General features: G+C 38.1%; 23 protein-coding genes. 8 read left to right on the top strand and 15 right to left on the bottom strand.

The window, feature by feature from the left end; translation table 11 throughout:
* Position 1: 1 nt before the first annotated feature.
* The 6 genes from RI844_RS16885 to RI844_RS16860 form a co-directional block, all read right to left on the bottom strand.
* Positions 2-478, bottom strand: coding sequence for a YcxB family protein (locus RI844_RS16885; protein ID WP_348395819.1), 477 nt, complete (start codon positions 476-478; stop codon positions 2-4).
* Positions 479-722: 244 nt separating this feature from the next.
* The gene (locus tag RI844_RS16880; RefSeq protein WP_348395818.1) at positions 723-1,589 is read right to left on the bottom strand and encodes a Rossmann-fold NAD(P)-binding domain-containing protein; all 867 of its coding nucleotides are present in this window, start codon (positions 1,587-1,589) and stop codon (positions 723-725) included.
* Complete coding sequence (locus RI844_RS16875) at positions 1,590-2,519, bottom strand: bifunctional GNAT family N-acetyltransferase/hotdog fold thioesterase (RefSeq protein ID WP_348395817.1); 930 nt, start codon at positions 2,517-2,519, stop codon at positions 1,590-1,592.
* 18 nt (positions 2,520-2,537) lie between these two features.
* Positions 2,538-2,975, bottom strand: a complete 438-nt coding sequence (dtd, locus tag RI844_RS16870; protein ID WP_348395816.1) for a D-aminoacyl-tRNA deacylase — start codon at positions 2,973-2,975, stop codon at positions 2,538-2,540.
* 24 nt (positions 2,976-2,999) lie between these two features.
* A complete protein-coding gene (pip, locus tag RI844_RS16865; RefSeq protein ID WP_348395815.1) occupies positions 3,000-3,956 on the bottom strand; it encodes a prolyl aminopeptidase in 957 nt (318 codons plus the stop codon).
* 27 nt (positions 3,957-3,983) lie between these two features.
* The gene (locus RI844_RS16860) at positions 3,984-4,850 is read right to left on the bottom strand and encodes a virulence factor BrkB family protein (protein WP_348395814.1); all 867 of its coding nucleotides are present in this window, start codon (positions 4,848-4,850) and stop codon (positions 3,984-3,986) included.
* Between the two features lie 83 nt (positions 4,851-4,933).
* On the opposite strand from RI844_RS16860, the gene RI844_RS16855 reads away from it, so the two are divergent.
* Positions 4,934-5,161, top strand: a complete 228-nt coding sequence (locus RI844_RS16855) for a hypothetical protein (protein ID WP_348395813.1) — start codon at positions 4,934-4,936, stop codon at positions 5,159-5,161.
* 28 nt (positions 5,162-5,189) lie between these two features.
* Here RI844_RS16855 and RI844_RS16850 read toward each other — a convergent pair whose 3' ends face one another.
* The 4 genes from RI844_RS16850 to RI844_RS16835 form a co-directional block, all read right to left on the bottom strand.
* On the bottom strand, positions 5,190-6,002 hold the full coding sequence (locus RI844_RS16850) for a hypothetical protein (protein ID WP_348395812.1): 813 nt from the start codon (positions 6,000-6,002) through the stop codon (positions 5,190-5,192).
* Between the two features lie 148 nt (positions 6,003-6,150).
* On the bottom strand, positions 6,151-6,783 hold the full coding sequence (locus RI844_RS16845) for a urate hydroxylase PuuD (protein ID WP_348395811.1): 633 nt from the start codon (positions 6,781-6,783) through the stop codon (positions 6,151-6,153).
* A 379-nt stretch (positions 6,784-7,162) separates the two neighbouring features.
* Positions 7,163-9,019 (bottom strand): translational GTPase TypA, encoded by a 1,857-nt coding sequence (typA, locus tag RI844_RS16840; protein WP_348395810.1) that lies wholly within the window; start codon positions 9,017-9,019, stop codon positions 7,163-7,165.
* A gap of 208 nt (positions 9,020-9,227) precedes the next feature.
* The gene (locus tag RI844_RS16835; RefSeq protein ID WP_348395809.1) at positions 9,228-10,736 is read right to left on the bottom strand and encodes a tetratricopeptide repeat protein; all 1,509 of its coding nucleotides are present in this window, start codon (positions 10,734-10,736) and stop codon (positions 9,228-9,230) included.
* Positions 10,737-11,115: 379 nt separating this feature from the next.
* On the opposite strand from RI844_RS16835, the gene glnA reads away from it, so the two are divergent.
* The 4 genes from glnA (at position 11,116) to glnG (ending at position 15,822) form a co-directional block, all read left to right on the top strand.
* Positions 11,116-12,522 (top strand): glutamate--ammonia ligase, encoded by a 1,407-nt coding sequence (glnA, locus tag RI844_RS16830; protein WP_348395808.1) that lies wholly within the window; start codon positions 11,116-11,118, stop codon positions 12,520-12,522.
* Positions 12,523-12,719: 197 nt separating this feature from the next.
* Positions 12,720-13,244, top strand: coding sequence for a DUF4124 domain-containing protein (locus RI844_RS16825; RefSeq protein WP_348395807.1), 525 nt, complete (start codon positions 12,720-12,722; stop codon positions 13,242-13,244).
* Between the two features lie 89 nt (positions 13,245-13,333).
* Positions 13,334-14,413, top strand: coding sequence for a nitrogen regulation protein NR(II) (glnL, locus tag RI844_RS16820; protein WP_348395806.1), 1,080 nt, complete (start codon positions 13,334-13,336; stop codon positions 14,411-14,413).
* Between the two features lie 2 nt (positions 14,414-14,415).
* Positions 14,416-15,822, top strand: a complete 1,407-nt coding sequence (gene glnG, locus RI844_RS16815) for a nitrogen regulation protein NR(I) (protein ID WP_348395805.1) — start codon at positions 14,416-14,418, stop codon at positions 15,820-15,822.
* Positions 15,823-15,884: 62 nt separating this feature from the next.
* On the opposite strand, the gene RI844_RS16810 is transcribed toward glnG, so the two are convergent.
* The 3 genes from RI844_RS16810 to efp all read right to left on the bottom strand — a co-directional run bounded on the left by RI844_RS16810 (position 15,885) and on the right by efp (position 18,071).
* Positions 15,885-16,274, bottom strand: a complete 390-nt coding sequence (locus RI844_RS16810; RefSeq protein WP_348395804.1) for a MerC domain-containing protein — start codon at positions 16,272-16,274, stop codon at positions 15,885-15,887.
* 76 nt (positions 16,275-16,350) lie between these two features.
* Positions 16,351-17,325: an elongation factor P--(R)-beta-lysine ligase gene (epmA, locus tag RI844_RS16805; protein WP_348395803.1), complete on the bottom strand. Its 975-nt coding sequence runs from the start codon at positions 17,323-17,325 to the stop codon at positions 16,351-16,353.
* Positions 17,326-17,501: 176 nt separating this feature from the next.
* A complete protein-coding gene (gene efp / locus RI844_RS16800; RefSeq protein ID WP_348395802.1) occupies positions 17,502-18,071 on the bottom strand; it encodes an elongation factor P in 570 nt (189 codons plus the stop codon).
* Positions 18,072-18,161: 90 nt separating this feature from the next.
* Here efp and epmB point away from each other — a divergent pair, with 90 nt between their 5' ends.
* From epmB to RI844_RS16785, 3 genes are read left to right on the top strand one after another with little or no spacing between them, the layout of a single operon-like run.
* Complete coding sequence (gene epmB / locus RI844_RS16795) at positions 18,162-19,178, top strand: EF-P beta-lysylation protein EpmB (protein ID WP_348395801.1); 1,017 nt, start codon at positions 18,162-18,164, stop codon at positions 19,176-19,178.
* A gap of 45 nt (positions 19,179-19,223) precedes the next feature.
* Positions 19,224-19,529 (top strand): hypothetical protein, encoded by a 306-nt coding sequence (locus RI844_RS16790; protein WP_348395800.1) that lies wholly within the window; start codon positions 19,224-19,226, stop codon positions 19,527-19,529.
* 36 nt (positions 19,530-19,565) lie between these two features.
* The gene (locus RI844_RS16785) at positions 19,566-20,468 is read left to right on the top strand and encodes a transporter (protein WP_348395799.1); all 903 of its coding nucleotides are present in this window, start codon (positions 19,566-19,568) and stop codon (positions 20,466-20,468) included.
* A gap of 58 nt (positions 20,469-20,526) precedes the next feature.
* Here the strand turns inward: RI844_RS16785 and RI844_RS16780 are convergent, their stop codons facing one another.
* Both RI844_RS16780 and RI844_RS16775 read right to left on the bottom strand, forming a co-directional pair.
* Positions 20,527-21,033, bottom strand: a complete 507-nt coding sequence (locus tag RI844_RS16780) for a DUF3016 domain-containing protein (protein WP_348395798.1) — start codon at positions 21,031-21,033, stop codon at positions 20,527-20,529.
* 105 nt (positions 21,034-21,138) lie between these two features.
* Positions 21,139-21,669 carry a DUF4136 domain-containing protein gene (locus RI844_RS16775; RefSeq protein ID WP_348395797.1) on the bottom strand — a complete coding sequence of 177 codons (531 nt, stop codon included), beginning with the start codon at positions 21,667-21,669 and terminating at the stop codon, positions 21,139-21,141.
* Positions 21,670-21,754: the final 85 nt, after the last annotated feature.

The following is a 21,754-nucleotide window of genomic DNA, read 5'->3' as shown; positions in this document are numbered from 1 at the left end:
TTTATGAAAGCTTTTCTAGTAAATAACGCCAAGCATTATCATTAAGGCAGCTTTTTGATATGTAGCTATTAGCACCATTGTTAGGCATTAGAATAATGCCTTTTTCTGTTTGTTGATGAGATTTTATATCTGACCAGGCAAGTAATTGCTTAGCAAAGTCGGATTCAATATTAATACCCTCATCAGATAAAATGATCACTACTTCATTGCCAGCAGCTTTGCTTAACATTTGCCGAGTAACCCACCAACTTTTTGCAAACTTAACACTTAGCGCGTCCACACAAGCAAGTATAAAAAAGAACATGCCAAGATGGGCACTTATACCTTCTATTTGGCTCCAGTAAAAGAATAACCCAAAGCAAAATAAGGCTAAGGCTTTTAGGTAGCGCTTTTTACTTTTTGGCTGTAACGAGCTTGACTGTTCAAAACATTCACGAAAATGGCGTTTACTGAGGGTAAATTTACTTTCAAATTGCATAATACATTCTTTTTATTTGGCTATTTTATTATGAAGGGAATTTAAAACCCATAACAAAAGACAACAGCACAAGACAATACTTAGGTGCACAGAGATTGTGGTAATTTGTAAATTTTCTTGCCATAGAAAAAACGGTCCATTAACCGAGATCATGAAAAGATCTAATAAAGAAATATGGATAAAAATAATGATAAAAAACTGCAATAATTTTTTAGTCGTTAATGGGCTTTTTGTTGACAAAAACTTAATCCGCGTTAGTTTGAGTTTCAAGGCAAGCTATTATATCAGGATATTTGAATTGATATTGTAAATTGCCAATATATAAACTGTTAATTAACTTTCCCTGCACTTCTTCTTGTTTACTAAAACTTGCCTCAGGCAGGCCCAAATTGGCTATTGCTTTTTGATAAAAGTCGCGCCGAGTTGGGTGATATGGTGCAGTACAGTTAAATATATTCGTTGGGTTATGCAAGTTGTTTTTATTTTGAATATGTTCAAGTAGTTGGCAAATTATGCCAATCACATCATCACGGTGAATAAAATTAATAACCGACTCTGGATTAGGTATTGCGCGATTGTTTTTAAAAAATCGTCCTGGTTGGCGATCATAGCCCATTAAGCCACCCAACCTTAACACTGTTTTTATAGCGCACTGGCAATTCAAAACAGCCATTTCAGCTTGCTGTATTATCGCAACTTTTGCAGCATGTAAATTTAGTGCGCTGTCTTCATAAACCTCGCCGTCCAAACCATTGTAAACAGCCGTAGAGCTTAATAGGGTGATACTTTCAACAGCACTAAACGCTAGTTCAGCTTTATGTACAATGGCTGAAATCTTGGCAACATAGTCACTTTTACCATAGCGAATACCCGGAGGAATACATATCACAAGGTGCTGGCATTGCAGTACAGCAGAATCATTTTCTATATGAGGTAAATTTAACAAACAAGCATTCAAGCCTAGTTGCTCAAGCGTATTTACACTATCCAAACTTGTTGCACTAGTGATTACCTTTATGCCCTTTTCTTGTAATGTTAACGCTAAAGGTAAGCCAAGCCAACCGGCGCCAATAATAGCTACGCTGCCAGTACTATGGGTACAATCGGTCAATTAATTTTCCTCACTCTGTTCAAGTTTACTAAGTGGCAGTACTACGTACTTACCATTGAATATTGCCACAACTTTATCGCCATCATAAACATCTACCTGTACTTGTATGCGGGCTCTACGTCCTTTGCTTAAAACGTCTATTTTACCGGAAGTAAGGCGTTGTTGAGTTTTTGCCAGTGGCTGACCATGTAAAGGGTGTTTATAGCGAATATCAGCATCAGCTAAAACTATATCCCCCGCTAATTCATGCTGTTTTAGCAGTAGGTGCACCCAGCCCCAACCAGTCAATGTTGCTAATGTATAAATGCTCCCGGCAAACATAGTGTTGTGCAGGTTAATATTTGCTTCTCGGTTAGCACAAACGGTAAATTGTTCATCGACTAATGAAGCAGGATGAATCTTCATATGTTTTGACATCGGGATGGTGTTATGCCAAACCTCTTTTAACTCTGCTAGCCAACTACTAGAACAATTCTCTATGCGCTTTATCTGTTTAACCATGGTGAAATGTTTTACTTCACCGTATAAAGTATGAGCTTGGCTAAGTAACTGATAATCACAGGCTTGATAAAAATTTAACGCTACCTCTCTGGCATTAAGCTCTATCGTTTCAACGCCTTGAATTGCAGCTTCATGTTCAAGAGCTTGCAGTATTATTCTACCCAATCCCCTGCCTTGATATTTATCACTTACTGCCATAAAACGAATCTGTGCGACAAAACAACTGGTCTTATGCAATCGACCTACAGCAGCAACATTACCTTGTTGATCAACCACCATACGGTGTACTGATTGATTTTCAAGTTCATCAACTTCGGATCCTTTCGGTTGCTTCCAAGGTTGTCTTAATTGTTCAAATCGAACTTGATGATAAGCGTTGAACTCATCTTCACTCACGGGTTGTTTTACAGTAAATATAGGCTCTGACATTATGCTACTTCTGATGGTTTAAGTGGTTAGGGTGAAGGTGACAGGACCATCATTAGTTAAGGTCACTTGCATATCGGCGCCGAAAACTCCGGTTGGCACTTTAAAACCAAGTTCTCTTAATTGCAGGCAAAAATATTCATACAGTTTCTCACCTAAAGCAGGCTCTGCGGAGCCTGAAAAGCTTGGCCTTTTACCGCGCTTAGTATCAGCAGCTAGGGTAAATTGTGAAATAACTAATAAATCGCCTCCCACTTGCCCAACGTCTAGGTTCATTTTACCTTGCTCATCTTCAAAAACTCTATATGTGGCTACTCGCTGGGCAAGCCGCTTAGCTTTGGCTTCGTCATCGTCTTTTTCAACACCTAGTAACACCACTAGGCCTTTACCTATTTCGCCATTGATATTGTCACAAATAGACACATGAGCATGGCTTGCTCTTTGAATTAACGCGATCATAATACTTCTTAGGCTTTACTAGGTTTACTTCGATTCAATAAAGGCAGCCATTTTATCAGATGCCTGGCAAATGGCATCAATTATTGCGACTTCAAAGCCGCTATGGCCTGATTTTGGAATGATTTGTAATTGCGCGTTAGGCCAATGTTGAGCAAGAATATGCGCTTGTTTTAACTGACAAACCATATCGTAGCGACCATGAATGATAAAGCCAGGGATGTGAGCAATTTTAGCAATATTTTTAATAATAAAGTCAGGCTCAAAGAAGCATTGATTAATGAAATAATGATTCTCTAAACATGCCATAGCTATCGCCCCGTGGGTTTCCTCTGGGCTCGATAATTCAGCTTTGTCAATTTGCAATGCTGAAATGCGAGTTTCCCATAGTGTCCATGCTTTAGCAGCCGCTATTCGGGCAATTTCATTATCTGAAGTTAATAGTTTATGAAAGGTTTTAACCGGATCACTAAAGTGCTGATGCTTAATGGGCGCGATAAAGTCTAGGTAATGATCAGGATAAATTGCACCAGCGCCGTCTTTTCCATATAACCAATGTGTTTCTTCTTCGGTACCTAAAAAGATACCACGTAAAATAAAGCCTGTGACCCTATCACTGTGTTTAATACCATAAGCAAGGGCTAGTGTTGTCCCCCAAGAACCTCCAGCAATTAGCCATTTTGTAATTGAGAAATACTCTCGGATCTCTTCAATATCATCGACCAAGTCCCAAGTAGTATTATTGCTCGTACTTGCATGGGGAGTTGATTTACCGCAACCGCGTTGATCAAAGATAATAATCCGGTATTTTTCCGGGTTAAAATAACGGCGATGATCACTACTACTGCCGCCCCCAGGCCCACCATGTAGATATAACACCGGAATACCATCAGGATTACCACTTTCCTCAATATAAATATTATGCTCTCCAATACTTAAGTATTGTGATTGGTTAGGTTTAATTTTTGGATATAAACTATGCAACGCGATGATCCTGATATTAATTTAATACTAATTAATTTTAGCTGATTTATGCTTGCCAGCACTAATTTCTTGCAAACAAACGGTAATTTCTGCGCCTAAAAATACAATCAACCATGATAAATATACCCAGATAAATAAAATAGGAATAATCGCCAAAGCACCATATATTGCTTCGTATGTAGGCAATTTGGTAACGAAAATAGCAAAACCTCTTTTTGCCAATTCAAATAAAATCGTCGCAACAATTGCACCAAAAAGCGCATACTTAAATTTAACCGCAGTATTGGGCACTAACATGTAAAGCACTAAAAAACCGGCCATCGACGCAACAAATGGTAAGGCCCGCAGTAGTAAATCATTTAAAGTAGTGGCATCAACACCGCTACCAGAAACAAGTGAAATAATATGAGATGTTGCCAATATACTAATACCAATAAGCACAGGACCTAATGTCAGTATCATCCAATAAACCGCAAACGAAGTGATGCGCTTTCGGCGGGTGTGGATGCGCCAAATACGGTTTAAAGATTTATCTACTGTCGATATAAGTAACATGGCCAGAATAAACAGGAAGAATATTTCCATGCCTGGCATTTGCGAAGCATTGGTAACAAAACCATCTATTTGGGTTTGTATTTGCTCTGAAGCTGTTGGTACAAAATTACTAAAGATAAAGCGTTCAATATCGTTGTGTATCTCGCCAAAAATTGGAAATGCGGTAACAATAGAGAACATCACTAAAATTAACGGTACTAATGACATCAAGGTTACATAAGACAAATATCCAGCCGACACTTGAATTTGATCATGCTTGCAACGCTTAACGTAATGTTGAGCAAACCGAATCAGTGGGATCACTTTTGGATAACGTGCAATAATTTGTGACAATTTCATTAATAATTCTATGGTTTTCTTAGTGTTATATTAACTATACTAGATATATTAGTTTTAATTAAATAAATCATTTGGAGAAATGTATGGCGCAACCTGGATCAGGTGGCAATGTGATAGCCGCAATTTGTTGTATTTTTATCCCCGGTCTTGGGCAATTAGTGCAAGGCCGAGTTATTGCGGCTTTACTATTTTTTGTTGTAAGCGGAGTTTTATATTTTAGTTTTATTTTATGGATTGCCGGTGCTTTTGTACACCTTTGGTCAATCATTGATGCCGCAAGGTACAGAAGTTTATCAGGGCTATTAGAATAGCCCTGCACTATCTATAACGATTTAAATATTAAAATAAGCGTTTATAGCCTAAAGTTAAAACAAAATCATCATTGTCTGGGCCGCTAATATTAAATTTTGATCCTATTGAATAAACATCTTTATTAGACATGACTTTACCGAAACTTAAAAAGCCATTCATCACTTCTTCTTCCGATTCATAGCGATATGAAAATGGTAAGCCAAGAGATATAAAACTTAAATACTCTCCCATCGGTTGCCATGCAATTAAAGGTACTAAGCTAAATGAATTTAAATCTTCAGCATGGCTTTCATAAAGCCGAAGTGAGGTTATGTTAGCGATCATCCACTCACCGTGACGCCAAGCAGTAAATACACCTGCACTTAAACGATGACTGCCTTCACCGAGTTGGTCATCACTGGCTGTATCAAAAGTAATCCCACCGCCCGCCATCACTGAAAAAGATGGGCTTACATACACCGAACGACGAATATTTATACCAATATCACCAATACCATTTTGCTCACTACCGTCAGGTATTTTTGCTGACGATAATGGCATTTCAAAACCAACAATAGTTTTATCATCTAAGTCGGTATCAACTTTCAATACGCCACTGTGGCGTTCTGTGCCAGTTTTCTGCTCTAAATAGGTGTAGTTAAATTCAACTCGGCCAATCACTTCAGTAGGATCTAACCCCGTCCCTTTCGCTTTTTCTTGTTGCGCTGCGAGCTTTTTTTGTTCTGCCAATTTCTGACCTGCCGCAGAGCCGGCATCTATTGCAATGGTTTTTTCACTCCCTTCGCCTGAAAAACTAATCACAGCAACAGTAACAAGAAGAGAATTTAATCGTAATTTCATAGAGTGATTAAGTGATTGATATTAATAAGAAGTGTATACCAAAAAAATTTACAAACCTAATTAGATTAATAAGGTTCGTATTTCATCATCCCTTAAATAAAAAAGCCGAGTATTAAACTCGGCTCTTCGAATAGTTAATTAGTTAAAATTAAACTAATTTTAATACCGCAACTAATACTGCAGTTAATACTAAGCTTGAAGTGATAACACCTCGAACTGTAGTCATAGTACCTTGCTTACCAGCAACTGCATTTACTTCTAAAGCAGCAACAATAGCTAAGGCAACCCACATTGCTGTAGAACCCCAACCTAAACCGTAACCACCAAAGTGTGGACCAGCCATCATGAAGAATGCCATTGGACCTGAGAATAAAGTGTTAGTACGAGATGCTAAAAGAGCTTTTGCACCAGCAGCAGGGCCATCGCCTTCAACCATGCCTAAAGCAATCTTTTGGTTCGGCCAGATAATTAACCAAACGTTTAAAAACATTAATGTACCCATAACAGCACCAACAACGATGTAATCATTTAATACATTCATTTTGGTAACGCCCATTAGTAACACTAAACCGGTTAGGAAAGTGAACATTGCGCCCCAACGGAACCACCACAAAGCAGCAGGTGCTAAGTGTTTTTTCGCGTCGCTTAATGCTTCAGGAGTAGCTTGTTTGAAATAGCCACCTTGAATAAAGTTAAAGTAGTATAAAAGTCCTATCCAGGTCATACCGAATAGTAAATGGCCCCAGCGAGCCAAGAAATTAATAATTTCCATGATGTCCATAATTCACCCTTAATAATGATTTAAATGAATAAGTTCGCTTTCATATTATTAAAGTTGAAATGCGTCTTATTCTTATTGTATTTACCATTGTCAAAAATACCCTTAATGCAGTCAATAAGCAACTTTTTACCGCAAAACACGGCGTAACTGCTGATTATTAAAGCAATAAAACCTTATGTAAATTATGGATATAGTATTTTCATATGCTCAGGCTAAAGTTTATTGCAATCCATGGTGTATTTGTAAGCTTGGTATTATTTCTTCCCTGAAATTACAAACCTATTGCCATGCATGGCGATTTGCATTATTTCTTCCCTGAAATAAAAAATGCCAGCAAAAGCTGGCATTTTTAAACATCAATTCAGTGCACTAAATATATTTATTTAGCTGCACGACCTTCACGTTTACGTTCATTTTCTTTTAAAGACTTTTTACGTATACGGATGCTGTCAGGTGTTACTTCAACTAACTCGTCGTTATCGATGAATTCAAGCGCTTGCTCTAAAGACATGATAATTGGCGGCGTTAAGGTTTGCGCTTCATCAGTACCTGATGAACGAACGTTTGTTAACTGCTTACCTTTAAGGGCATTTACGGTTAAATCGTTATCACGTGAATGAATACCAATTACTTGGCCTTCATAAATATCAACACCGTGACCAATTAACATACGGCCACGTGCTTGTAAGTTAAAGATAGCGTTAGTAAGGGCTTTACCAGTAGCATTAGCGATCATAACACCGTTTAAGCGTTGACCAATTTCGCCACCTTTATGAGGACCGTACTGTAAGAACGTATGGTATATTAAACCAGAACCAGAAGTAATAGTCATAAACTCAGTTTGGAAACCAATTAAGCCACGTGATGGCATGATAAAGTCCATACGAATACGGCCTTTTCCATCTGGGGCCATATCAGTTAATTCGGCTTTACGAACACCCATACGTTCCATAATGGTACCTTGATGTTGCTCTTCAACATCAATAGTCACGGTTTCGTATGGTTCTTCCATTTGGCCATCAACTTCGCGCATGATAACTTCTGGGCGAGATACGGCTAGTTCAAAACCTTCACGACGCATGTTTTCAATTAAAATACCTAAGTGAAGTTCACCACGACCTGAAACTTTAAATTTATCAGGATCGTCAAGTTGCTCAACACGTAATGCAACGTTATGAACTAACTCTTTGTCTAAACGGTCTTTAATGTTACGTGAAGTAACGAATTTACCTTCTTTACCAGAAAACGGAGAAGTGTTTACCTGGAATGTCATGTTAATAGTAGGTTCGTCTACTGACAATGGCGGTAATGCTTCAACTTCATTTGGACAACAAATTGTGTCAGAGATTTTTAATTCGCCTAAACCGGTAATTGCAATAATATCTCCAGCTTCAGCTTTATCTGTTTCATTACGGTCAAGGCCTAAGTAACCAAATACTTTACCTACTTTACCGTTATGAATTTTACCGTTAGAACCTTCAACAGTAACTTGTTGATTAGGCTTAACAGAACCACGAGTAATGCGGCCAACACCAATTACGCCTAAGTATGAGCTGTAATCAAGCTGCGAGATTTGCATTTGGAAAGAACCATCAGTATCTGCATCAGGTGCTGGTACTTGGTCAACAATTGTTTGGAATAAAGGCGTCATATCTGTGCCTTCTTCATCAGCATCCATAGATGCCCAACCGTTAATCGCTGAAGCGTAAACAACCTGAAAGTCTAATTGATCATCAGTAGCACCTAAGTTGTCGAATAAATCGAAAACTTGATCCATAACCCATTCTGGACGAGAGCCTGGCTTGTCAATTTTGTTGATTACAACAATTGGCTTTAAACCTTGAGCAAACGCTTTTTTAGTTACAAAGCGAGTTTGCGGCATAGGACCTTCTTGTGCGTCAACAATAAGAAGTACAGAGTCAACCATTGACATAACACGCTCAACTTCACCACCAAAATCGGCGTGACCAGGAGTATCTACGATGTTTACACGGTAGTCGCCCCAGTTGATTGCAGTGTTTTTAGCAAGGATAGTGATACCACGTTCTTTCTCAATATCGTTTGAGTCCATTACTCGTTCGTCATGACCAGCTCGAGAATCTAGCGTTCCAGATTGATCAAGAAGTTTATCAACCAAGGTAGTTTTACCATGGTCAACGTGCGCAATAATTGCGATGTTACGTAATTTGTCTAACACTGTATTAGCCTTTAGGTTTAATAGATCTACTGTGCACATGCATTTATGCACAGCACTACATTTGGGCGCGTATTGTACAGGAGTAAGGCCAATAAAGAAAATAAATAGTGTGGTTATTGTGTTTTTAAACGGCAACAAATAAAAAAACCGTTATTAAATTCTGGTTTAACGGCATTTATTTGTTGTTATTTATTAAATACTCATCGGAATGTAGTGATTAATTTGCAGAAATATAAGAGCATAGAAGTTAGTCATCTGTTGCCATTTCAACAATGGTTACAGAGCCTCCAGACGTCCACCTTTTTAAAGTATCTTGCCAAAGAGTCACATCCCAGCCTCGATCATTGCCAAGCTCTATTGCTTCGCGTATATAAGTAACAGCTACGGATAATTTTCGTGGTCTCATATTGTTATGAGCCAATGCTTGTAAATAAAGATATTCAGGGTTTTCTGCTTCTGTCTCGGGCAATTTAGCTAATAAATCAATTGCACCTAAAGCATCAAGTAGCTTTTTATTCTTAGATAACAGCTTAACTTCGCTGGTTTTTAAAGTAGCTCCTACATGCGCTTTTTGAGCGGCTAACTCTAACCAAAATAACGCCCTCTTATCGTCTTGAATAATCCAAGGACTATCTAAGATTAACCTTCCTAGTCGGTATTCAGCCTGGGTAAAGCCTTGTAGCGCGGCTTTTGAGATCAACTCGACAGCTAATTTTATATTTTTTTGCTCTCTATAAAGTAGTAAACCGTATTCAAATTGTGCCGGGATATAACCACCTTCTGATGAACTTTTTAACAATGCTTCCACTTGCCCTTCTTCTTGTTTTAACCAAGTAAAATACATTAATGCGGCCGCATGTTGATATTGTTCCTTAGGAACTTTACTATCAGCTAGTTTGCGCACATACCGTGTTACGCGAGAATATAAAAACCCCATTTCTCGACGAATCTCAAATGGACCGTAATTAGCAACACCTAAATAGGAACGATGCACAAAATTCACACTTTTCCCTTTAAACGTTGGCTTTAAGGAGTTGCTATAAGAAAGATCTAATATACCTTTATTAGGGTTGCCAATGACCTGTACCGGATTAAAGTTTCTGCGAGATCCATCAGGAGCAATATCGTAGTCAACGACCAGCAAATAAGGTCTATTGTTAAAGTTTTCTAAGACCTTTGACGACTGAAAAGTTTGCTCTGTAAAACCTTCCTCATCATCAAATAATTCTTCTTCAAATGTTGTCGAACTGTCATCGCTTTCAATAAAGCCTTCATCAGTCGTTTCATAAGAAGCGTCTAACTGTTTACCATTTGAATAGATAATTTTTTCAGAAAGGTTTGCTTCATTAAATTGAGGAAAGTATTTATCTTGAATTCCTTGTTTTCCATAGTTCTTTTTAAATTGAGCTATGATACCTAGAAGTTTATCTTGGTCTGCTGCTGACGCACCAGCAAGTAATTCATTTACAATCTCTGCGGAATTTTCAAAATCATATTCAGCAGCTAAGGCAAACCAAATGAGCGCTTGGGCTTCGCTTTTTTCAATTCCAAAACCATTATAATAAATAGCTCCAAGCTGATAATAGGCTCTAGCATTACCTGCATCGGCAAGTGATAAATATTCATCAATAGCTAATTTATACTGTTGTTGCTGAAAATATATATCCGCCTGCTCAATGCTCTTTGCCCAAGAGTTTTGCAAGCTAAAACAGATAAATATTGATATAAACACTAAATATTTTTGTAAAGATTTCAACTACTCACCACAGAACTAGGTTCATTTAAAATTGACTACAGGTTAATCCTTGAATAATAAAAAAGAAACGACACTTACGTTTCTTTACTTACATACCTGTAATATTCCAACAAGAAAATAATTCTAGCGATATCGCCTTAAAAAGATTCATCTTACAGAGATAGTGTTTTATAGTCGCTATAGTGAAAGTTATACAAACAGCAATAGTGCACCACAAAGATCCACCAACGCACCAACGAAGTGCAATTTAATTTAAGTGCATTTAAAAAAGCCTTATATTTCAGCGCATGTAAAGTTGGCACATTTCTAGCTTAGTACTTGCCAAGTAGAAATTTTAAATATTTCAAAATTAACCTGCAGAATAATTACGGAGACGTTCATGTCACAAGCAGTATTAGATTTAATCAAAGATAACGACGTAAAGTTCGTTGATTTACGCTTTACTGATTCAAAAGGTAAAGAGCAACACGTTTCAATTCCTCATCATCAAGTTGATGAAGATTTTTTTGAAGACGGTAAAATGTTCGATGGTTCTTCAATTGAAGGCTGGAAAGGCATTAATGAATCTGACATGGTTATGATGCCAGATGCATCTACAGCCGTATTAGACCCATTTACCGAAGAAGCTACTTTAAACTTACGTTGTGATATCGTTGAACCGGCAACTATGCAAGGTTACAGCCGTGATCCACGTTCAGTTGCTAACCGCGCAGAAGAGTACATGCGCTCTACAGGTATTGCAGACACAGTATTAATTGGTCCAGAGCCAGAGTTCTTCGTTTTTGATGACGTTCGTTTCCACACTGACATGTCTGGTTCTTTTTACAAAATAGATGATAAAGAAGCTTCATGGAATTCAGGTACTGAATATGAAGAAGGTAACATGGGACATCGTCCTGGTGTTAAAGGTGGTTATTTCCCAACTTCTCCAGTTGATTCATCTCAAGATTTACGTTCAGCAATGTGTTTAGTAATGGAAGAAATGGGCTTAGTTGTTGAAGCACATCACCATGAAGTAGCAACGGCCGGTCAAAACGAAATCGCTTGTCGTTTTAACACTATGGTTAAAAAAGCTGATGAAGTACAAATATACAAATATGTTGTCCATAACGTTGCCCACGCATACGGTAAAACAGCTACTTTCATGCCTAAGCCACTTGTTGGTGACAATGGTACTGGTATGCACGTTCACCAATCTTTAGCTAAAGACGGTGTTAACTTGTTTTCTGGCGATCAATACGGCGGACTATCGCAAGATGCTCTTTACTACATCGGTGGTATTATCAAGCATGCTAAAGCACTTAACGCTTTTACTAACGCATCAACTAACTCGTACAAACGTCTTGTACCTGGTTTTGAAGCGCCAGTAATGCTTGCTTACTCTGCACGTAACCGTTCAGCGTCTATTCGTATTCCAATTGTGCCAAGCCCTAAAGCAATGCGTATCGAAGTTCGTTTCCCTGATCCTACAGCAAACCCATACTTAGCATTTACTGCTATGTTAATGGCTGGTCTTGACGGCATCAAAAACAAAATTCACCCTGGCGATGCTATGGATAAAGATTTATACGACCTTCCAGCTGAAGAAGCTTTAGCAATCCCACAAGTTTGTTCTTCTTTTGAAGAAGCACTTGATTCACTAGAAGCTGACAACGAGTTCTTAACAGCTGGTGGTGTAATGGATATCGATATGATCAATGCATACATTGCTCTTAAGCGTGAAGAAGTTGAATTATTGAACTCTACTACTCACCCAGTTGAATTTGATATGTACTACAGCGTTTAAACGCTACCGCTTATAAAACTTATTAAAGCCCGCTTATGCGGGCTTTTTTATTTAATACGGTTTAAATATGCGGCTATACTTTGATTATCTACCAAAATATTTACTAGCACTATGTTGATTATTTCGTTAAATTAGTTAGTAATAGCATGGCTATTAATTTATTTAAGTAAACGGTTTGAAAAGGAAAATTTTAATCGATGGCAAAGTATACAATTTTTGTAATACTGTTTTTTACACTACTAGCACCAGCTTCAGCGGCGTCTTCAAAGATATACGTTTGGCGTAATGCAAATGGTGATTTAGTTTATTCTGATAGCCCAAAACCTGGTGCTGAAGAAACTGCCGAGCAAATTGAAATAAAAAATAAACAAACTGTGATCTCTTCGGTTAATACCACGGTGCTAGATATAAGTCCCAGGGTCGTACAAGAAGAATACCAAGTGCAAATCTCGCAGCCAGAAGATCATGCCACCATACGCGACAACTCAGGCTCTATATACATCTCAGGTAGAGTTGCACCTGTTTTCAAGCGTGGCTTTAAAGTACGTTTGTTAATGAATGGCAAAGCACATGGAGAGCCTCAAACCCGTTCAGTATTTATCTTAAGAGATGTTGATCGCGGCGAACATAAAATTAAATTAGAGCTACTTAACAATCAAGGCAAGGTTATTGCATCTTCTAAAGAAAGAACTGTTTACTTGCATCGAGCTAGGGTTAATTAAACTAATTTTCTCTGTTTAGGTGCAAAACACCTGACTATTTATTACACTGCTATAAATGGTCGCACCAAATTGGTGCATTGGAGATTACCTTGTACACCAACGCTAGTTTAAAAGAGATAAGAGCAGCTTACGCTCAGCAATTATTACCACAGCTTGTAACCGCGGTAGTAATAATTGACGACAATTTAAATATTCAATATTTAAACTCTTCCGCTGAAGCACTATTTTCAAAAAGTCTTAACCGCTTATATCAAAAAGCTTTTCTAGATATTTTCACGCACTGTTCCATAACAGGTGAACGGTTAAAGCAAGTTCTGCTTACCGGTCAAGACTTTACTGATTCAGATGTGGTTTTGGAGTTCATTGAAAACTATCATATTACTATTGAAGTGACTGCCTCTGCAGCACTTTTTAATGATAGAGATCACATTTTATTAGAATGTAAACAAATCGATAAACAGAAACAAATCAGTGCAGAAGTTTTTCAAGAACAACAGTGGGAAGCCGCTCGAGATTTGATCAGAGGTTTAGCCCACGAGATCAAAAACCCGCTCGGTGGTTTACGTGGCGCAGCACAACTACTCGATAAAGAACTAAATCCTGATCAGCAAGAGTTTACCTCAATGATTATTGAGCAGGCAGATCGTTTAACGAATTTGGTCGACAGGTTATTAGGTCCAAATCAATTACCTAATTTAGAATTACACAACATTCATGAAATTCTGGAAAAGGTTCGTCAATTAGTTAGTTTAGATAATGCCAAGCACATTGATATGTTAAGGGATTATGACCCTTCAATCCCTGACATAGAGATTGATACTGAAAAACTGCAACAAAGTTTACTAAATATCATCCGCAATGCGACGCAAATACTGGATGAAAGCGGTGTTATCACCTTAAAAACCAGAATAGCGACCAACCAAACCATTAACGGCAAACAAGTGAAGTTGGCGGTTAAAATATCAATCATAGATAACGGCCCAGGTATCCCTGCTGAAATTCAAGATACTATTTTTTACCCTATGGTTTCTGGCCGCGCTGATGGCACTGGATTGGGGCTTTCAATTGCGCAAACACTAATACATCAACACAAAGGAAAGTTAGCTTGTCATAGCTACCCTGGCCGTACCGAATTTACCATTTTATTACCTTTACCGAAGAGAGTATAACCATGAACTCAGAACAAGTTTGGATTGTTGACGATGATAGCTCAATACGCTGGGTTCTAGAGCGAGCCTTCAAAGGAGAAAGCATAAGCTGTGCCTCTTTTAGCAATGCCGATGATTTATTAGCAGCACTTGAGTATAGCCAACCTGAAGTTATTATTTCTGATATTCGTATGCCGAAAATGGATGGCATGACATTACTTAGCATTATCAACGATAAATTTCCTGATCTGCCCGTTATCATCATGACCGCCCACTCTGATCTAGACAGCGCAGTGAATGCCTATCAAGGTGGTGCATTTGAATATTTGCCAAAGCCTTTTGATATAGATGATGCACTGAATTTAACTAAGCGAGCGCTAATTCATGCACAAGAGCAAAATGCCAAGAAAGCAGTAGTGACTAAAACAGAAGACGGTGTTGGTATTATTGGCGAAGCGCCAGCAATGCAAGAGGTATTCAGAGCCATAGGGCGTCTTTCTCGTTCAAGTATTAGTGTGCTAATTAATGGTGAGTCGGGTACAGGTAAAGAGTTAGTCGCTCATGCCCTACATTTGCATAGCCCGAGGAAGAAAAATTCGTTTATCCCGCTTAACATGGCGGCAATTCCAAAAGATTTAATTGAGTCGGAATTATTTGGTCATGAAAAGGGCGCATTCACCGGCGCCAATGCAGTCCGTCAAGGTCGATTTGAGCAAGCTCATGGTGGTACGTTATTTTTAGACGAAATTGGCGATATGCCAATTGATGTACAAACTCGATTATTACGTGTACTTGCTGATGGTCAATTTTACCGAGTCGGTGGTCACAACCCAATTAAGGTGGATGTTAGAATAATAGCGGCGACTCATCAAAACCTTGAAGAAAGAGTTAATAAAGGTGAATTTCGAGAAGATTTATTTCATCGCCTTAACGTTATTCGTATTCAAATTCCGAGTTTAAAAGAGCGTAAAGAAGATATTGAACAATTGGCTAAACACTTTTTAAACTTAGCTGCCAATGAGCTAGGCGTGGAATGTAAGTCAATTTCTACCGATGCAATCAAATTTATGCAACGATGTGACTGGCCAGGTAATGTTCGTCAGTTAGAAAATACCTGTCGTTATTTAACAGTAATGGCCAGTGGCCAAGAAATTCTAGAAAGTGATTTGCCAGAAGAGTTATCACAAAATCCAGTAACAACCATAGCAGAGCAAACAAGTGGTGGTTGGCAGGAGCAATTATCGGCCTGGGTAGATGATAAATTAACTCAAGGTGCTACGGATATATTATCTACTGCTACTCCTGAATTTGAAAAGATTTGCTTGGAAAGAGCACTAAACTTTACTCATGGGCATAAGCAGGAAGCTGCAAGAAAGCTTGGTTGGGGGCGAAATACGCTGACGAGAAAGCTAAAAGAGCTGCAAGATTAATTTATTATTTGCACAAAAAGGGGAGCTGTAGCTCCCCTTTTTGTATAAAAATAAATTATATTCTATTCTAATTCGCCACCGCACTCATGATCACTACAAGTTCTGCAGTTATTGCATAGCTTTAAATTCACTACATGTGCAGCGATTAATAAGCATGCCCCAACAATAATCATTATTGGTTGCAAACTTTCATCGACACTGTGTTTATGCCAGTAAATAAATCCACCTAAAAACAATAAGTAAAAAGGGTAAATTTTACGATGATAGCGTTTGAAGCCAGAAAATAGTGCTACTGAACCGAGAATTAAAGTCACAAACAAAAAGATATGCTCTGACTCGTGATCACCAAGAAACTCTAGACCAAATAAAGATAATAACGGCACTAATACAGGCAGCAAAATGCAATGTAATGCACATATTGATGTTGCCGTAATACCAAGTCTATCAAGCATAAGTGGATCTCTGTTCTATAATATCGTTTAAAAAGTGATATTATCACATTTAAAGTTAGAGTGCAGAGTTTTTTTGTTACGCTCTGTTAACAGGAAAAGCTATCACTTCGTCAATACTATTAACTGCACAAACAAGCATTAATAACCGGTCAATACCTAAAGCTACCCCTGCACAATTAGGCAATGTAGACTGCAAAGCAGAAAGTAAATTTTCATCGATGGGCTTGGGCTCTAATTGGTTAGCAACTCTAAGTTCATTGTCAGCTATAAAGCGCAGTCTCTGCTCTGATTCATCGGTAAGTTCGTGAAAACCATTGGCAAGTTCCATTCCTTTAAAATAAAGCTCAAAGCGCTCGGCTACACGATTATCTTCAGCACTTATTTTAGCAAGGGCGGCCTGACTGGCTGGAAAATTATAAATCAAGCATGGCACGGTCTGGCCAATTTGGGGCTCGACTAATTCAACAAAGAGATATTGTAACAATGTATCTAAATTGTTCTCAAGTTGTGCCCAGTCGGCATTTAATTGGTGCTCTAAAACCGCTTCTTTTAAATCACCTATTGTGCATTGCAAAGGATCGAAGCCAACATTATTAATAAAAGCTTGTTGGTATGTCATTTGCTCTGCGGGTTTGCAACCGAGAACTAGTTCAACTAACTCTGAAACTTCAGCCATTAAATCAAAATGGTCGAAGCCTATTCTATACCATTCAAGCATAGTAAATTCAGGGTTATGATAACGACCTGACTCTTCATTGCGAAAGGCTTTGCAGATCTGATAGATGCAGCCGCTGCCTGAAGCAAGAAGACGTTTCATCGCAAATTCAGGCGACGTTTGCAAATAAAGTGTTTTACCTGACTCAGCACCACAGCCAGCATCAAGCAGCTGAGTTTCAAAACTAACCAAATGTAGATCTGTTACCGTAGCGTGTGACAGAGCTTGGGTATCTACTTCCAAAATTTTTCGTTGTGCAAAAAACTCGCGAATTTGAGCCAGAGTTTTAGCTCGTTTTTTTAGATTATTTATAGAAGCTGTTGGTTGCCAGTGCATTAAGTATCCAGGCTTTTTAGATCCTGAAACAAGTTCAGGAAGTGGTTATGGTTAAGGTGTATCAGTATTTTCGTTTCTCGTTTCTAAAAACTACATACCCTTTTATACCATCAATAGTCATTCTTAAACTAAAAAGGGAGCACAAGCTCCCTTTAGTATTCAACGATTAGTTGCTATTACTTACCAGCACGAGAAACGTATTCGCCAGTACGTGTATCTACTTTCACTACTTCGCCAATTTGAATAAATAGTGGTACTCGGACAACGGCTCCGGTATTTAACGTAGCGGGTTTTCCGCCAGTGCCTGCAGTATCACCTTTTAGGCCTGGATCAGTTTCGGTAACTTCTAACTCAACAAAGTTAGGAGGCGTTACTGTAATAGGTGCGCCATTCCAAAGGGTGATCACACATAAGTCACCATCTTTTAACCATTTAACACTATCGCCTACTGCTTTTGCATCTGCGGCAATTTGCTCAAACGTATCGTTATTCATGAAATGCCAAAACTCACCATCTTCGTACAGATAGGCTAAGTCAGTTTCCATAACATCAGCGCCTTCAACAGACTCGCCAGATTTATATGTTTTTTCTATTACTTTACCAGAGATAAGTTTACGTATTTTAATACGATTAAATGCCTGGCCTTTACCCGGCTTTACAGTTTCATTATCTAAAATGTTACATGGTTCGCCATCGATCATTAATTTAAGACCGTTTTTGAATTCGTTGGTACTAAAGTTAGCCATAGAGTTCTCTTACTATATTTGCGCTCACTAATAGATTAATATTCGTATATTAATATTCGCATTTAACGAAAAGTAAGCAGAGATTAATTAATGCTGCAAATAATACCGCAGATTGAAGACAATTTGCACTGTTCTTGGCAAAAAGAATTAGCAAATATCGTTACCGACCCAAAAGAGTTGTTGTCATTATTAGAAATAGACGATAAAAAATACTGCGATCACTTTTCAGCCCGTAAGCTTTTTCCTGTGCGCGTACCAAGACCATTTATTAACAAAATGGAAAAAGGCAATATTAACGACCCATTATTGCAACAAGTCATGCCACATTCATCAGAACATATGGATGTACCTGGTTACATTAGTGATCCGTTAGAAGAGCATGACACTGTAGCAGAAGGGTTATTACATAAATACAAGCATAGAGTATTGATGATTGTAAAATCAGGTTGTGCGGTCAATTGTCGATATTGCTTTCGCCGACATTTCCCTTATCAAGATAACAGCCCGAATAAACAACGCTGGCAACAAGCGCTGCAATATATAAATGCCCATAGCGAAATTAATGAAGTAATTTTTAGCGGTGGTGACCCATTAATGGCTAAAGATGAACATCTTTCCTGGTTGATTAAACAACTAGAACAGATAAAGCATTTGAAACGAATAAGAATTCATACTCGTTTGCCCGTTGTTATACCGCAACGTATCACCCAAGAGCTGACGACTATTTTATCTAACTGCCGATTAAAGCCGGTGATAGTTTTTCATATCAATCACAGTAATGAAATTGATGATGCATTTGAAAAAGCTCTGGAGCCTCTTAGAGAAAAGCGTATAACTTTGTTAAATCAAAGTGTTTTGTTAAAAAATATCAACGATAACAGCGACGTTCTTTGTCAATTGTCGGAAAAACTGTTTAGCGTTGGTATATTACCTTATTACTTGCATTTACTTGATCCGGTAGCTGGCGCCGCGCACTTTGATGTTAAACGTGAAAGCGCCATTGCTATAGCAACACAAATGATGGCAACCCTACCCGGCTTCCTAATGCCTAAAATAGTGCAAGAAATTGCAGGAGAGGCTAACAAGACAGCCATTAATTTGTCATAATAATGGCAATTAAATTAATTACACTATACAAGAACACCATTCATCATGATGCTTAAAATTGAACAACAACTTATTGATAATATTTCGCAGCTTTTAAAACGTTCTATTATTGCCGATAGTGCCTTGGCACAACTTAAAGAAGACAAGCAAGGTAACTTCAGTGCTATATTCCCTAAGGGGTCAGTGTTCAAATGTACGGCGATGACTTTTCAGCCCTATATTGAAGAAGTTGCCGATGAATTAATGCAATGGCAGCAAAATAAAGATCAACAATTGTTAGTTGCTTTGGTAAAAAAGATTGAGCAACTATTTAAAGTAATCGCTGAATTTGAAACCTTATATCAAAAATAATAAATCGGCTTTTATAAACTGTGTAAAGGAATACCTTTGAAGACAATATTTAAAACTATAACAATCGTCTTTTTATGCCTACAATCATCAAACCTTGCGGCTCAGGAACTCGATCCACGTTCATATGTTGATCTGCCTACCGGACAAAACTTTTTTGGTGCCTTATACATTTATACCGAAGGGGATATATATACGTCTCCGGATGTACCTGTTGAAGATCTGACTCTCGAAATAGATGGACCCGCAATTGCTTACGCACACACTTTTGAACTATTTGGCAACGCCAGTAAGATAGATATAGCAGGTGGGCAAGCTTGCTCTTATGGTGAGGCTATTTATCAAGGTGAAAATATTTCGAGAAAATATTGTGGCATGACCGACACCCGAGTAAGGCTTAACTATAACTTTTATGGTGCTAAAGCAAAAACTATGGCGGAGTATGTCAAACAACCTAAAGGCATTGTAGTAGGTGCTAGTTTGCAAGTAAGCGCTCCTACAGGGCAATATGACGAGCAATACATATTGAATATTGGCGCAAACAGATGGTTTTTCAAACCTGAAATTGGTACTTCAATGCCTTTCGGCTCTTGGGAGTTAGATCTTGCAATTTCAGCTAAAATATTCACCGATAATAATGATTTACAAGGTGACAAAAAATTTGAGCAAGACCCAATTTACAATGTTCAATCTCATTTGATATATGATTTTGGTCCTGGACACTGGATATCTCTTAACGGTAATTATTTTTGGGGTGGTGACACATTTGTCGATGGCGCAAAAACGGCAAAAAAAGCAGGTAATTACCGAGCTGGCATTACTTACAGTAGAGCGTTAAATAGCCAACACAGTATCAAGCTACTTGCTAATAAAGGGGTTACTACAAATCGTGGTAACGACTCTGTTGTATATGCGATTGCATGGGCTTACCGCTGGGATTAACTGTTCAGCTTAGCTGTCCCGTAAAAGTTTTCTGAACGGGACAGGTTGGCTATTATTTCTATTTTTTAGTTTCTGGAAATGTTTGATAAAACCAATCATCAATCATAGTTTTTTCATAGTGAAATGATTCAGAGCTAAAACTACTGCGTACGCCAGTATTAAATGACATATCCTTTATATCTGCTTTTGCCGTACTAATAACAGATTGATCACTGGCAATTAATTGGTAGTCGAACTTCATTTTAGGGAAATACAAATCTTCAACAACCCGAATTGTCGCATTATTGGGTCCCACCATATAACGAACATCACCAGCTAAATCTAAATTAGTGACTGAAACTTTTAACATTTGGCCATCTGGTAATTTTTCTGCCAGCTCTGAAAAGTGTTGCTCTAACTCTTTAAAAATACGTTTTTGCAAGTGACTACGTGATTCATTAGCTGGCTTTATATCGGTGAATTTTTCAGGTTTAATCCATTCAACTTCAGCTTGCCCGGCGAACACCGCAGGAGCAAACATAGAAACAGTAATTACTGTCGCAAAAACTTTCAATAACTTATTCATAACTACAACCTCTTTCAATTTTTAACTACATTCATTAGGTACATAGACCGACACTTATTCAGGAAAGTTTCAATTAAAGTGTAGTACTTTGGCACCAGTTTGTTGTTATTTGTTAACAAACTGGTGCAGCATTGAATTTACTAACTGCTGAACTCTTAAATGGCGCTCTTCGGCAGAGATATCTTCAATAATAAAACCTTGTGCAGCCGCTCGCCACGCAAATTGTTTAGATTCACCTTCAAGGGCAAACATAAGCATGGTGCCTTTATCTAAACTTGGTAGATCAGGTAAACCTGGATTTAAACCAAATGTTTCAGATAGCTGTTCGTCAGATAAATCTTCTTCACGTTCGAGAATATAGCCAATATAGAATGTTGGATTTTGCTCTGGGGTAACTTGCTGAAAACCTTTAACCGCTAAATATTTTTCAATTTCAGCAGTGACCAAGGGGAAAGTGGCACCTTGTTCATTTACCTGCAAAGGCGTGAAGGCGTAGGTTGAGTTTTCATCAAGCACAATATCATGATCATGAATGCTTGAAATGGCCAGTTGTGAGCCAGCATTCTCAACTTCTGTATTCACTTGCACACAGGCTGATAAAGTTAAGGCGAATAGAGCCATTATTAACTTATGCATTACTATTTTCTCCAACATTATTTTTATTAATAATAACAATAACTTTACAATTTTAAAAATAATAAACTGTTATTAATTGTAGCCC

Source organism: Thalassotalea fonticola, assembly GCF_032911225.1.
Lineage (GTDB): Bacteria > Pseudomonadota > Gammaproteobacteria > Enterobacterales > Alteromonadaceae > Thalassotalea_A > Thalassotalea_A fonticola.
This window is presented reverse-complemented; position numbering and strand designations above follow the sequence as displayed.